Source organism: Lentzea sp. NPDC020367, from assembly GCF_044387305.1.
GTDB lineage: Bacteria > Actinomycetota > Actinomycetes > Mycobacteriales > Pseudonocardiaceae > Lentzea.
In genome coordinates this window covers 90,868-104,820 of sequence record NZ_JBIRVV010000009.1, presented here as the reverse complement: position 1 = coordinate 104,820, position 13,953 = coordinate 90,868, and the positions used below count along the sequence as shown (strand labels likewise).

Annotated in this window: 11 protein-coding genes; 6 read left to right on the top strand and 5 right to left on the bottom strand. The window is 67.9% G+C overall.

Annotated elements, in window-relative coordinates:
- The first annotated feature begins 9 nt into the window (after window positions 1-9).
- Together ACH413_RS32845 and secA2 are read left to right on the top strand one after the other, a co-directional pair.
- Window positions 10-1,266 carry an MFS transporter gene (locus ACH413_RS32845; protein ID WP_360046746.1) on the top strand — a complete coding sequence of 419 codons (1,257 nt, stop codon included), beginning with the start codon at window positions 10-12 and terminating at the stop codon, window positions 1,264-1,266.
- A gap of 95 nt (window positions 1,267-1,361) precedes the next feature.
- Window positions 1,362-3,647: an accessory Sec system translocase SecA2 gene (gene secA2 / locus ACH413_RS32840; protein WP_360046745.1), complete on the top strand. Its 2,286-nt coding sequence runs from the start codon at window positions 1,362-1,364 to the stop codon at window positions 3,645-3,647.
- A gap of 3 nt (window positions 3,648-3,650) precedes the next feature.
- On the opposite strand, the gene ACH413_RS32835 is transcribed toward secA2, so the two are convergent.
- The 5 genes from ACH413_RS32835 to ACH413_RS32815 all read right to left on the bottom strand — a co-directional run bounded on the left by ACH413_RS32835 (window position 3,651) and on the right by ACH413_RS32815 (window position 9,426).
- Window positions 3,651-3,914: a hypothetical protein gene (locus ACH413_RS32835; RefSeq protein ID WP_360046763.1), complete on the bottom strand. Its 264-nt coding sequence runs from the start codon at window positions 3,912-3,914 to the stop codon at window positions 3,651-3,653.
- A gap of 44 nt (window positions 3,915-3,958) precedes the next feature.
- Entirely contained in the window at window positions 3,959-5,071 is a 1,113-nt protein-coding gene (locus ACH413_RS32830; protein WP_360046744.1) for an aromatic ring-hydroxylating dioxygenase subunit alpha, read from the bottom strand.
- The gene (gene solA / locus ACH413_RS32825; RefSeq protein ID WP_360046743.1) at window positions 5,068-6,165 is read right to left on the bottom strand and encodes an N-methyl-L-tryptophan oxidase; all 1,098 of its coding nucleotides are present in this window, start codon (window positions 6,163-6,165) and stop codon (window positions 5,068-5,070) included. Before solA ends, ACH413_RS32830 begins: the two co-directional genes overlap by 4 nt.
- Window positions 6,162-8,528, bottom strand: a complete 2,367-nt coding sequence (locus ACH413_RS32820; protein WP_360046742.1) for an FAD-dependent oxidoreductase — start codon at window positions 8,526-8,528, stop codon at window positions 6,162-6,164. Before ACH413_RS32820 ends, solA begins: the two co-directional genes overlap by 4 nt.
- 127 nt (window positions 8,529-8,655) lie before the next feature.
- Window positions 8,656-9,426, bottom strand: a complete 771-nt coding sequence (locus ACH413_RS32815) for an IclR family transcriptional regulator (RefSeq protein WP_360046741.1) — start codon at window positions 9,424-9,426, stop codon at window positions 8,656-8,658.
- 119 nt (window positions 9,427-9,545) lie between these two features.
- Between ACH413_RS32815 and ACH413_RS32810 the strand changes: the two genes are divergently transcribed.
- The 4 genes from ACH413_RS32810 to ACH413_RS32795 all read left to right on the top strand — a co-directional run bounded on the left by ACH413_RS32810 (window position 9,546) and on the right by ACH413_RS32795 (window position 13,952).
- Window positions 9,546-9,866 carry a bifunctional 3-phenylpropionate/cinnamic acid dioxygenase ferredoxin subunit gene (locus ACH413_RS32810; RefSeq protein WP_360046740.1) on the top strand — a complete coding sequence of 107 codons (321 nt, stop codon included), beginning with the start codon at window positions 9,546-9,548 and terminating at the stop codon, window positions 9,864-9,866.
- Window positions 9,863-10,966 carry an FAD-dependent oxidoreductase gene (locus ACH413_RS32805; RefSeq protein ID WP_360046739.1) on the top strand — a complete coding sequence of 368 codons (1,104 nt, stop codon included), beginning with the start codon at window positions 9,863-9,865 and terminating at the stop codon, window positions 10,964-10,966. The genes ACH413_RS32810 and ACH413_RS32805 overlap by 4 nt, the downstream gene beginning before the upstream one ends.
- Before the next feature lie 80 nt (window positions 10,967-11,046).
- Window positions 11,047-12,486, top strand: a complete 1,440-nt coding sequence (locus ACH413_RS32800; protein WP_360046738.1) for an aldehyde dehydrogenase family protein — start codon at window positions 11,047-11,049, stop codon at window positions 12,484-12,486.
- Window positions 12,483-13,952 (top strand): GMC oxidoreductase, encoded by a 1,470-nt coding sequence (locus ACH413_RS32795; protein WP_360046737.1) that lies wholly within the window; start codon window positions 12,483-12,485, stop codon window positions 13,950-13,952. The genes ACH413_RS32800 and ACH413_RS32795 overlap by 4 nt, the downstream gene beginning before the upstream one ends.
- Window position 13,953: the final 1 nt, after the last annotated feature.

Sequence of the window (13,953 nt, the reverse complement as noted above, 5' to 3'; positions counted from 1 at the left end):
CGCCGGCTCATGGCAGCCGGACTCGTCGGTTCGAGTCTTGAGTGGTACGACTTCTTCATCTACGCGACCGCCGCGGCACTGGTGTTCCCCAAGCTGTTCTTCCCGGAGGCGACGCCGATCGTGGCGCTGCTCCTGTCGTTCAGCACGTTCTGGGCGGGCTTCATCGCGCGCCCGATCGGCGGCCTGGTCTTCGGGCACGTCGGCGACAAGGTCGGCCGCAAACCGGCGCTCGTCATCTGCCTCGGGCTGATGGCGGCGGCGACGTTCCTCATCGGCCTGCTGCCCACCACGGCGTCCATCGGCGTCGGCGCTCCCCTGCTGCTGGTGCTGCTGCGGTTCCTGCAGGGCATCGCGGTCGGCGGTCAGTGGGGCGGCGTGGTCCTGCTGCTGACCGAGACCGCGGGTCCGCGCAAACGCGGCTTCGCGGGCACGTTCGGGCAGGCCGGCGTTCCGATCGGCGTGCTGCTGGGCAACGTCGCCTTCATCAGCGCCACCACGTCCCTCTCACCGGAGGCGTTCGCGTCGTGGGGCTGGCGCGTCCCGTTCCTGGCGTCGGCGCTGCTGTTCCCGGTGGTGCTGTTCATCCAGCTCAAGGTCGAGGACAGCCCGGTGTTCCGCGAACTGAAGGAACGCCGCGCGACCGAACCGGCCGTGGCCGCGGCGCCGCTGACGGAGGTCCTGCGCACCCACCGCAAGCCGATCCTGCTCGGCGCGGGCCTGATGTTCGCCTCCAACGCGATCTTCTACGTGTCGATCGCAGGCGTCCTGTCCTACGCCACCACCACGCTCGGTCTCGCCCGCGAGTCCGTGCTGATCGTCAGCCTGCTGTCGTCCATCGTGAGCATCCCGGTCATCCTCTGGGCAGGCCACGCCTCTGACCGCCTCGGGCGCCGTCCACTGATCATCGCGGGCACCGTCGGCATGATCGTGTGGGCGTTTCCGTACTTCCTGCTCGTGGACACCGGTTCGCTCGTCCTGCTGTTCGTGGCGTCCACGGTCGGAGGCATCGCGTCCTCTCTCGTGTACGGACCCATCGCCGCCTACCTGGGTGAACTGTTCGAGCCGCACGTGCGGTACTCGGGCGCTTCTCTCGCGTACCAGCTGGCGTCGATCCTGGTCAGCGGCGGCACGCCGTTCGTGATGACGGCGCTGCTGGGCGCGACCGGGACGTCGATGTCCGTTTCGGCGTTCCTGCTGGTCATGGGTCTGTGCACGCTGGTGTCGGTGATCAGGCTGCCGGAGACGCACCAGCCGGAACGGGCCTGATCAGAGGCTGTGAAGGCCCGATCTAAGGGACAAATCGGGCCTTCACAGTCAAGACCTCTGCGGAACATCCGGCCGATGCCGTACGTTGGCGCGTCGTGACCACTCTCATGGCGCGCTTCAAGCAGCGGATGCGCAGGTTCGCGCAGAAACCGGGGTCGATCGACCTCGCCCCGTTCCAGGCCCTGCTCTCGGACGTGGAGAAACACGCCGAGACGTTCAAGGCCTTCAGCGACGAGGAGCTGACGGCGCACGCCAAGAAGCTGCGCGAGGAGAGCACCGACACCGAACTGGTGGCGCTCACCCGTGAGGCCGCCGAGCGCGCCATCGGGCAGCGTCCGTTCGACGTGCAGGTGCTGGGTGCGCTGGGGCTGCTCAGCGGGCTCGTCGTCGAGATGGCCACCGGTGAGGGCAAGACGCTCGCGGGTGCCATGGCCGCGGCCGGGTTCGCGATCAAGGGCAAGCGCGTCCACGTGGTCAGCGTCAACGACTACCTCGCCCAGCGCGACGCCGACTGGATGGGGCCGCTGTACGGGCTGCTCGGCGTCACCGTGGGCTGGATCAACGGCAGCTCGAAGCCGGAGGAGCGGCGCGAGGCCTACCAGGCCGAGGTCACGTACGCGCCGGTCAGCGAGATCGGCTTCGACGTGCTGCGCGACCGGATCGTCACCCGCGAGGAAGACCTGATCGTCCCGGAGCCCGAGGTCGCGCTGATCGACGAGGCCGACTCGGTGCTCGTCGACGAGGCCCGCGTGCCGCTGGTGCTGGCCGGTTCGACCAGTGCGGAGGCGGCCGATCCCGTCATCGCGGACCTGGTGAAGCGGCTGCGGCAGAACCTGCACTACGAGATCGACGACGAGGAGCGCAACGTCTTCCTCACGGGTGCGGGGTCCGAGGCCGTCGAGCGCGCGCTCGGCGAGATCGACCTGTACTCGCAGGAGCACGTCACCTCCACGCTGTCGAAGGTGAACGTGGCGCTGCACGCGCAGGTGCTGCTGCACCGCGACGTCGACTACATCGTGCGTGACGGCAAGGTGCATCTGATCAACGACACGCGTGGCCGTGTCGCGAAGCTGCAGCGGTGGCCGGACGGCCTGCAGGCCGCGGTCGAGGCCAAGGAGAACGTCCAGACGACCGAGTCGGGCGAGATCCTCGACTCGATGACGGTGCAGGCGCTGATCTCCCGCTACCCGACGCGCTGCGGCATGACCGGTACCGCGGTCGCCGTCGCGGAGACGCTGCGGGAGTTCTACGAGCTCGAGGTGCTCGTGATCCCGCCGAACAAGGAGAACATCCGCGAGGACGAGCACTTCCGCCTCTACGCGACGCTGGAGCAGAAGGAAGACGCGATCGTCGAGGAGATCAAGGAGGCCCACGAGAGCGGGCGCCCGATCCTCGTCGGCACGCTGGACGTCGCCGAGTCCGAGCGGATCTCCTCCAAGCTGCGCGCCGCCGGCATCGAGTGCGTGGTGCTCAACGCGAAGAACGACGCCGAGGAAGCCTCGATCATCGCGGACGCCGGTTCGTACCAGCGCATCACGGTCTCCACTCAGATGGCCGGTCGCGGTACGGACATCCGCCTCGGTGGTCACGAGGGCGAGGACCACGACCGGATCGCCGAGCTGGGTGGCCTGTACGTGATCGGCTCCGGACGCCACTCGTCGTCGCGGCTGGACGACCAGCTGCGCGGCCGCGCCGGCCGTCAGGGCGACCCCGGCGGTTCGGTGTTCTTCTCGTCCATGCAGGACGAGCTGATCACCCAGTACGCGCCGGACGCCGAGGATCCGTCCGAAGTGGACGACGACGGCCGGGTGCACGACAAGGGCCTGCTGCACACCTTCGAGCACGCGCAGCGCGTGGCCGAGGGCGTGAACCTGGAGATCCACCGCAACACGTGGCGCTACAACAAGCTGATCGAGCACCAGCGCGACATCCTGCTCAAGCACCGCGACGTCGTGCTGAAGACGGACGCGGCGTTCGAGAAGGTCGGCGAGAAGGAAGGCGCCCCCGACGAGATCGCCGGTGACGCCGCCCGCAAGATCACGCTGTTCTTCCTCGACGACCTGTGGACGCACCACCTGACGTTCCTGTCGGACCTGCGCGAGGGCATCCACCTGCGCGCGCTGGCCCGGCAGAACCCGCTGGACGAGTTCCACCGCGAGGCCATCCCGGCGTTCAACAAGATCGTGCCGGAGTCCTGGGAGCTCACCAGGGAGAAGTACGAGGCGGCCAAGATCACCGACGAGGGCTACGACCTCGCCGACGCCGGGGTCAAGCGCCCCAGCTCGACGTGGACGTACCTGGTGCACGACAACCCGTTCGGCTCCGGCTTGGAGGAGACGATGAAGGGTCTCGTGAAGATGGTGCGCGGCCAGCGCCGCTGACAGTCAGATCTTCCCCGGGACGACGAGGTCGTCCGCGGGTCTCGCGGGCCGGGGCAACGCCTCGGCCCGTCTGGCTGTTCTGGGCCTGGTCATCTCGTCGGTCAGCTTCCTGATCTCCGCGAGGATGTCCAGGTGTTCCTGCGACGGCGGCGGGCCAACGAGGTTGGACCGGTTGTGCGCCGTCCGTTCCGCGCGCTCGGCCAGAAGCCGGATGCGGCGCAGGTGTTCGTGCTCCCCGTCCGGGAGCAAGAGTTCGGTCTGCTCCATCACCCGTGCCAGCTTTCGCCGTGCACGGGTGAGCAGTCGATCCCCTAGTCGGCTGATTCCAGTTTCTGGACGAGCCACTCGTGGAATCCGCCGATGTGGTGCTCTGAGGGCACCAGCACTCCGCCCTGCGCGTAGGCGCGTGAGGCCATCGCGGGCTGGCATCGCTCGCAGGCTTCGAAGTCCTGTTCGTTCACCCGGTGGAACAGCTCGACCGAGCGAGAGACGTCACGGCCGGTGTCGACGACTTCCTTGGCGTAGAGCCAATCGCACTCGACGATCGTCCGGTCCGCCGCCATCGGGTACATCCGGTGCAGGATCACGTGGTCCGGCACGAGGTTGATGAACACCTGCGGTTTGATGGTGATGGCGTAATACTTCCTGTCGCGTTCCTCTTCCAGCGACGAGAGTTTCTCGAACCCCTCGCTGCCGTCGACGGTGAAACCCCTGATCTCGTCGCCGAACTCGGCGCCGTGCCCCACGTAGTACTGCGCCGCGTAGCCGTCGGCGAACTCGGGCAGCACCTCGGTGAGCTCGGGGTGGATCGTCGCGCAGTGGTAGCACTCCATGAAGTTCTCGATGATGAGCTTCCAGTTGGCCTTGACGTCGTAGACGATCCGTTTGCCCACGGACAACTGGTCGATCTCATAGCCGTCGATGCCCTCGAGCGTTCCCAAACGTTCGGTCACGGCGCTCAGCACGTCGTCCTCGAAGCTCGGCGGGTCCTCGGCGAGGTTCACCCACACGTAGCCGAGCCATTCGCGCAAATGCACTTTGGTGAGTCCATACGCAACGCGGTCAACGTCCGGCATTGAGGTGAGATTGGGTGCGGCGATCAGGTTGCCGTCCAACGCGTACGTCCAGGCGTGGTAAGGGCACTGGAACGCCCGTTTGACGCTGCCGGCCTCGTCGACGCAGATGCGCGCGCCGCGATGGCGGCAGACGTTCAGGAACGCGTTGAGGCCGCCCTTGCGGTCCCGCGCGATGAGCACGCTCTCCCGCCCGACCTGCACCGTGCGGAAGTCGCCGGCGTTCGGCAGGTCGCCCGACTTCACCGCGCAGAACCACATCTTCTCGAAGATGGCGGCCTGTTCCTGAGCGAAGATCGCGGGATCGGTGTAGTAGCGGCCCTCAAGGGTGGAGATCAGGCTGCCGGTCATCTGAGGCCTCTCAGGCGAGCAGGGTCGAAAAGGCCGATCGGGTGCCGCGTGGCCCCGTCGATCACGAGGTCGGCGAGGATCTCGCCGACGACGGGCACGAACTTGAAGCCGTGCCCCGAGAAGCCGCACGCCACGGTCACGTCGTGCTCGCGCGCGATGACGAAGTGCCGGTCGGCGGTGTTGGTGTACATGCAGGCCGCGGCGCGCTGGAACGTTCCGGCGAGGCCGGGCATCGGCGGCCTGGTCGCGTTGACCACGGCCTCGACCTCGTGGGCGTGCACCGCGCGGTCGATGGTCTCGGGCGTGCAGATCTGGCCACCGCTGTGGAACGCGACCTTCACCGCGCCGTCGTGCTCGGGGAAGCCGTAGAAGTTCGTGCCGTCCGCGCGGTCCCAGATGTAGACCGGGTGGTCGCGGAAGTCGTCGTCCGGGGTGAAGTAGAACTGGACCTGACGTTCGATCTCAAACGGGATTCCCAGGTCCCCCAACAACTCCGGCGCCCACGGGCCGGGGCACACGACGACGTGCTCGGCTTCGTAGGTGGCCAGAGCGGTGGTGACCCTGCCGGACTCCCAGTGCGTCACCGGCTCCTCGAAGTGCAGCTCGGCGCCCGCGCGTGCGGCGAGCGCCAGATGCGCCTCCACGGCCGTCTCCGGCACGACGAAGCCCGCACCCGGTTCGTACAGGCCGATCTCGGAGTCGAACGGCCGGAAGGCCGGGAAGCGCTCGCGGAGCTGGGACGCGTCGAGCAGCTCGTGTTTCAGACCGAACTGCTCGACGCTCGCCCGGCTACCCGTGATGGCGCCGCTGTCCTGATCGCCGACGATGACCCCGCCGACGCGGTGGAAGACGTGCTCCCCGCTGTCCTGCTCGATCTGGTCCCACATCTCGTGGGCGCGCAGCAGCAACGGGACGTACGCGGGGTCCTCGAAGTAGGCCTGCCGCGTGACGCGCGACCCTCCGTGGCTTGACCCGTGCGCGTGCGCGGGCGTGAACTTCTCCAGTCCCAGCACCCGTTTCCCGCGCTGGGCGAGCCGGTACGCGGCGGCGCTGCCCATGCCGCCGAGCCCGATGACGATGACGTCGTACGTCACCCCCGCAGCCGCTTCATCTCGGGATCGAACAACGGCTCCGGCGCGGGACGTGCGGTGACGCGGTGCCCGAAGTACTCGATCTCGACCTCGTCGTCGATCTCACTGGGCAGCCACGCGTAGGCGATGTTGAGGCCCGTCGTGTACCCGTATGCGGCGCTGGTGACGTAGCCGACCGGTTCTCCTTGGTGGAACACGGGTTCGTTGCCCAGCACGACGCTGTGCGGGTCGTCGATCGTGAGGCAGGTGAGCTTCTTGGTCGAGGTCAGGTTGTGCAGCGATCCCTTGCCGAGGAACTCCTTGTCCTGGCGCACCGCGAACCCGAGCCCCGCCTCGAACGGGTCGTGCTCGGTCGTCATGTCCGTGCCCCACGACCGGTAGCCCTTCTCCAGGCGCAGGCTGTTGAACGCGCCGCGCCCGGCCGCGATGACCCCGTGCCGCTGCCCGGCCTCCCACAGCGTGTCCCACAGCTTCGGGCCCATGTCCGCGGTGGTGTAGAGCTCCCAGCCGAGTTCGCCCACATAGGACAGTCGCAGCGCGGTCACCGGAACGTTCTTGATGAACGCCTTCTGCGCCGTGAAGTACCCCTTCTTCGTGTCCAGGGTGTGCGAGATGTCGTTGACGAGATCGCGGGCCAGCGGTCCCCACAGGCCGATGCAGCACGTTCCGGCCGTGATGTCCTTGACGTACACGTCATCCGGCGCGTGCCGGGTGAGCCAGTCGAGGTCGAGATTGCCGTTCGCGCCGACCTGGAACGTCGTCGCGTCGAGGCGCGCGATCGTGAGGTCGCTGCGCACACCGCCCTGCTCGTCGAGCAGCAGCGTGTAGACGACCGCGCCGGGCTTGCGGTTGAGGTTGTTGGTCGTCATGTGCTGCAGGAACTCCAGCGCTCCCGGCCCGCTGACCTCCAGCCGTTTCAACGGGGTCATGTCGAACAGCGCGACCCGTTTGCGCGTCACCAGCGCCTCGGCACCGCAGATCGGCGACCAGAACCGGCTCGCCCACTCACCCCGCGCGGGCACCTCGGCGACCTCGGGAAGATCCGCGTTGGCCTCGTACCAGTGCGGCCGCTCCCAGCCGGACGCCTCCAGGAAGAACGCGCCGAGCTCCTGCTGCCTGCCGTAGAACGGACTCGTGCGGATCGGCCGCGGGCTCTCCATGGGCTGCAACGGGTGCAGCACGTCGTAGACCTCGACGAAGTTCTGGCAGCTGCGCTCCAGCACGTAGTCCGGCGCCAGCTGCGCCTGCTCGAACCGGTTGAGGTCGCTCGAGTGCAGGTCCAGCTCGGGCTGCCCGTCGACGATCCACTCGGCCATCGACCGCGCCACCCCGGCGGAGTGCGTGATCCACACCGCCTCCGCGACCCAGAACCCCTTCAGGCCCGGATGTTCGCCCAGCAACGGCATCCCGTCGCTGGTGAACGAGAACAGCCCGTTGAACCCGCGCTCGACCCCCGCCTCGGCCAGCGCCGGAATCAGCTCGACGGCCGACTCCCAGGACGCCTTGAAGTCCTCCTCGGTGAACGGCAGCTCCGAGCCGGTGATGTCCTGGGCGGCGACGGGCATGGGGCGATGCCCATATGCGCCAATGCCCAGCGCCTGGCCGTGCGAGCGGAAGTACAGGTCGGCTTCCTGGTGCCGCAGGATCGGCTGCCGTGCCAACGCCTCCGCGTCGGCGTTCACGGCACCGGTGAACACGTACTGGTGCGCCATCGGCACGAGCGGAACGGTCAGCCCGACCATCTCCCCCAGCACCGGGCCCCACATGCCGGCGCACGACACCACGATGTCCGCCGGGAACACGTCCGTGTCGGTCCGCACGCCGGTGACCCGGTCGCCCGAGGCCTCGACGGCGACGACCTTCTGCCCGAACTCGAACCGAGCCCCGCGCTCGATCGCCCGCCGCGCCTGGATCTCGGCGGCCTGGACGGGCCTCGCGAGGCCGTCGCTCGGGATGAGGAACCCGCCGAGCAGCTTTTCCCGGTCCAGCAACGGGTGCAGGCGCGCGACCTCGTCCGCGTCGACCAGCCGGCTCGGCACGCCCCACGACGTGGCCCAGCCGTGCCGGCGCGACAGGTCGGCGAGCCGTTCGGGACCGGTGGCGATCTCCAGGCCACCGATCTGGTCGAAGCAGCCCAGAGCGGTGTACTTGTCGACCGTGTAGCGGGCGAAGGCGGTCATGCTGCGGCACGAGTTGGTCTGGAAGACCAGGCCGGGGGCGTGGCTGCTGGACCCGCCGACCGCGAGGCCCGGAGCCTGGTCGAGGACTGTGACGTTGGTGAAGCCCTTGTCGGTGAGCTCGTCGGCCAGCGCGCATCCGACGATCCCCGCCCCCACGAGCACCACGCGAGGCACTTCACCTGGCATCAGGACACCCCTTCGCCGCAGTTGCGAGTAACAGAACTCGTTCCGCTATCTGCAACAAACTGCGGCTCGGGGGCCCAGCTGTCAATACCGCCGTTCAGCCGCCGGAACCCGGCGGCGCCGACACGATCTAGCCGGCGAAGTAACCGAGCTGCGCCGACAGGTCCGCGGCCGCGGACGTCATCGTCGGCACGATCTCCTCCACCCGCTGCCGGGACAGCCGGTAGGACGGCCCCGACGCACTCATCGCCGCGACCACCTCACCGCGATGCCCGCGCACCGGGACGGCCACCGCGTGCAGCCCCAGTTCCAGTTCCTCGAAGCACGCCGCGAACCCCTGCGCGGCGATGGCCTTCAGCTCGACCAGCAGCTGCGCGGCGTCCACGACGGTGTTCTCGGTGTAGGAGTCGAGCGGCTGCGACGCCAGCCGCTTGCGTTCGTCGTCCGGCAGGTAGGCGAGCAGGACCTTGCCGGACGAGGTGGCGTGCAGGGGCGTGCGCTGGCCGATCCAGTTCACGGCCGAGACGGCAGCGGAGCCGCGGGCCTGGGTGATGTTGATGGCGACGCCGGCGTCGTGCACGGCGATGTTGACGGTCTCGCCGAACGAGTCGGCGAGGGTCTGGCAGACGGGTTGGCCGAGCTTGGTCAGGTCCATCCGTCCGGTGGCGGCACCGGCCAGGCGGACGACCCCGAAACCGATGGCGTATTTGCCTCTTTCACCGAGCTGCTCCACTAGGCCACGCGACTCCAGCACGGAGACGAGTCTGGACACCGTGGACTTGTGCACACCGAGCTCACCAGCGATTTCGGTGATGCCGGCCTCACCTTGGGCCAGCAGTTCGAGCACGCTGATGGCTCTGTCCACGGACTGCACCTGAGCTGCCGAGTCGGAGTTGCTCATCGCGCAACAGTAACCGGCAGGCAAAACAACCAGCTGGACTCTTGACGGCGGGTCTCACGAGGCTCACATTGTGTTGCGTCATTCGGAACGTGTGCCGCGTCACGCAACGGAGGCCGACGATGATCCGCGCCTGCGCTCTCATGGACCTGCCCCCAGGGGAGGCGGTTCGCATCGTCGGCCCTCATGCGCCGATCGCGGTCTTCAACGCCGACGGTGTCGTCTACGCCATCGACGACACCTGCACCCACCAGGACGCCTCCCTGAGCGAGGGGTGGCTGGAGGGGTGCTTCGTGGAGTGCCCTCTGCACGCCGCGAGCTTCGACCTTCGCACCGGCGAGGCGACTTGTCTGCCCGCCAAAAGACCGGTGAAGACCTACTCCGTCCACGTGAATGATGGAGAGGTCTATGTCGATGTCGAAGTGAACAAGGACGTGGCGTGAAGACGATCGCGATCATCGGCGCCTCACTCGCCGGTTTGAGGTCTGCGCAGGCACTGCGCCAGCAGGGGTTCGACGGACGGCTCGTCGTCGTCGGCGACGAGATCCATCTGCCCTATGACCGGCCTCCTCTCTCGAAGGACTTCCTCCTCGGCAAGGTCGAGGCGGTGCCGCTCGCGGACCAGGAGGACATCGACGCGCTCAACGCGGAGTGGCGCCTCGGTGTGCGGGCCACCGGGCTGCTCTCCACGCAGGAGATCGCGCTCAGCGACGACACCACCGTCGAGGCCGACGGCATCGTCATCGCGACGGGCGGGCTGCCGCGCACGATCCCCGGCACGCACGTCCTGCGCACGCTGGACGACGCGATCAAGCTCCGCGAGGCGTTCGGCACCGCGCAGCACGTCGGCGTCATCGGCGCCGGGTTCATCGGGGCTGAGATCGCCTCCAGCGCGCGTGCGCTCGGCAAGGACGTCACCGTCGTCGAGGCACTCCCCACGCCGCTCACGCGCGTGCTGGGGGCCGAGATGGGTACCGCGTGCGGACATCTGCACAGCGACCACGGATCAACGTTGATCACCGGAATCAATGTTGACTCAGTCAACGTTGACGGCGGAATCAACCTCGCGGACGGGCGGGTCGTCAACGCCGACGTCGTCGTCGCGGGCATCGGCACGCGCCCGGCGACGGACTGGCTCACCGGCGGACCGGTCAACCTCGGCAACGGCGTCGTCTGCGACGCGGGCGGCGTGACGAACGTGAAGAACATCGTCGCGGTCGGCGACGTCGCGAACTGCGCGGGGCACCGCGCCGAGCACTGGACGTCGGCGACCGAGCAGGCGCAGATCGCCACCCGGAACCTGCTCGCGGGCGAGACCGTCGCGACGCACACCAACGGCGGTTACGTCTGGTCCGACCAGTACGGCGTGCGGATCCAGTTCATCGGACGGGCGACGGACGACGTTCGAGTAGAAGATGGGTCCATCGAGGACAGGAAGTTCGTCGCGACCTATCGAGACGGTGAGCACCCGGACGACATCGTTGGCATCGTGGCCATGAGCAACGCACGACTTTTCACCCGGCTCCGCAGGAGTCTGAAGTAACGGTCGTCACGGTTTAACGCCACCGGCGACCGGCTACACCCGAATGTCCTTCGTGGACATGCGAAACAGGGAGGCAGCTCGTGTCGCCGGTGCGGCAGATCATCAACCCCTTCGACCAGAGCGTCATCACCGAGGTCGAGGAGCAGACCCGCGACCAGGCGATCGCAGCGATCGCCAAGGCACGCCACGCCTTCGACGACGGCGACTGGCAGCACTCCAGCCCCGAACACCGCGCCGCCGTGCTGAACCGCGTCGCGGACCTCCTGGAACGCGACAAGGAGGACATCGCCCGCACCGAGACGCTCGACACCGGCAAGACGCTGGTCGAGAGCCGCATCGACGTGGACGACGTCGCCGCCGTGTTCCGCTACTACGGCGGCCTCGCCGGACTGCTGCACCCGAAGATCGTCCAGGGTGCCCCGGCGGACGTCATCAGCCGCGTCGACTACGAACCCGTCGGTGTGTGCGGCCTGATCGCGCCCTGGAACTACCCGCTGCTGCAGGTCTCCTGGAAGATCGCGCCCGCCCTGCTGGCCGGCAACACCCTGGTGGCCAAGCCCAGCGAGATCACTCCACTCACGACGATCAAGTTGTTCGAGCTGCTGGCCGAGGCCGGACTGCCGGACGGGGTCGCGAACCTCGTGCTCGGCACCGGTCCCGAGGTCGGCGCGCCGCTGTCCGAGCACCCCGACGTCGACCTGGTCTCGTTCACCGGCAGCCTCGCGACCGGCCAGCGGATCATGGCGTCGGCCGCGAAGACCGTGAAGAAGGTCGCCCTCGAGCTCGGCGGCAAGAACCCGAACATCGTCTTCGCGGACGCCGACATCGACGTCGCCGTCGACTACGCGCTCACGGCGGCGTTCTTCCACGCGGGCCAGGTCTGCTCGTCCGGCACGAGGCTCATCGTGCACAGCAGCGTCTACGACGACTTCGTGCACGAGGTCGCGCGCCGGGCGGATCTCATCAAGCTGGGCAACGGTTTCGACGAGGACACCGAGTCCGGACCGCTCGTTTCAGCCGAGCACCGCGCCAAGGTCGAGAGCTACGTCGAGGTCGCCAGGCAGGAGGGCGCCACCCTCAAGGCGGGCGGCAAGCGGCCGGACGAACCCGAGCTGCAGAACGGTTTCTTCTTCCGTCCCACGGTCTACGCGGACTGCACCAGGGACATGAAGCTGGTCCAGGACGAGACGTTCGGCCCGATCATCACCGCGGAGCGCTTCGAGACCGAGGAGGACGCGATCCGGCTCGGCAACGACACCGAGTACGGCCTCGCCGGTGGTGTCTGGAGCCAGGACCTCGACAAGGCGCAGCGCGTCGCGAAGAAGCTCCGGCACGGCACGGTCTGGATCAACGAGTTCGGCCCGTACCTGCCGCAGGCCGAGTGGGGCGGCTTCAAGCGAAGTGGCGTCGGCCGCGAGCTCGGCACCGCGGGCCTGCACGAGTACACCGAGCCCAAGCACGTGTACCAGAACCTCAAGCCTGAAGCCCAGAACTGGTTCGCGCGAAAGGACTCGAAGTGACCGCACATGACTACGTGATCGTCGGCGGCGGAACGGCGGGCTGCGTGCTCGCCGCGCGCCTGACCGAAGACCCCTCGATCACGGTCGCGGTCATCGAGGGCGGTCCCTCCGACGTCGGCGACGAGAAGATCCTGAACCTGCGCAACTGGATCAACCTGCTGGAGACCGAGTACGACTACGACTACCCGACGGTCGAGCAACCGCGCGGCAACTCGCACATCCGGCACAGCCGCGCGAAGGTGCTCGGCGGGTGTTCCAGCCACAACACGCTGATCTGCTTCAAGCCGTTGCCGCAGGACCTCGACGGCTGGGGCCACGGCTGGACGTGGGACGCGGTCGGCCCGTACTACGACAAGGTCCAGCTCAACATCATCCCGGTGGTGGAGAAGGACAGGAACCCGATCGCCAAGGACTTCGTGGCCGCCGCGCGGAAGGCCGTCGACGTCCCGGAGATCGACAACTTCAACGCCGCGCCGTTCGAGGACGGCGTCGGCTTCTTCTCCATCGCGTACCACCCGGAGAAGAACAACCAGCGGTCGTCGGCGTCGACCGCCTACGTGCACCCGATCCTGGAGCGCAAGAACCTCACCCTGCTGCTCAACACCTGGGCCGGCCGGATCGAGTTCGACGGCGACCGCGCGATCGGTGTGCACACCGACAAGGGCTACATCGAGGCCAACAAAGAGGTTCTGCTCTGCGCGGGCGCCATCGACACGCCCAGGCTGATGATGCTCTCGGGCATCGGCGACGCCGAGCACCTGAGCAGCATCGGCATCGAGCCCAAGCACGACCTGCCCGGTGTCGGCGAGAACCTGCTCGACCACCCGGAGTCGGTCATCGTCTGGGAGACCACGAAACCGTTGCCGGAGAACTCGGTGATGGACTCCGACGCCGGTCTGTTCATCCGGCGCGACGAGTCCGATCCGCGGCCGGACCTGATGTTCCACTTCTACCAGATCCCGTTCACCACCAACACCGAACGCCTCGGCTACCCGGCGGTGGAGCACGGGGTCTGCATGACGCCGAACATCCCGCGGCCGCACAGCAAGGGCAGGCTGTGGCTGAAGTCCAGTGATCCCGCGGAGAAGCCGGAGCTCGACTTCGGCTACTTCATGAACCCCGACGGCTACGACGAGCAGACCCTCGTCGACGGCTTCCGGATCGCGCGGCAGATCGCCGAGCAGGAGCCGCTCAAGTCGTGGCTCAAGCGGGAGATCGCCCCCGGCCCGGACGTCACGAGCGACGAGGCGCTCTCGGAGTACGGCCGCCGCGCGGCCCACACCGTCTACCACCCGGCGGGCACCTGTGCCATCGGGTCCGTTGTGGACGGTGACCTGAAGGTCATCGGACTCGAAGGCCTCCGGGTCGTCGACGCGTCCGTGTTCCCGACCATGCCCACCGTGAACCCCATGGTCGCGGTGCTCATGATTGGAGAACGCGCCGCGGACCTGATCAAGGAGGCGTGAA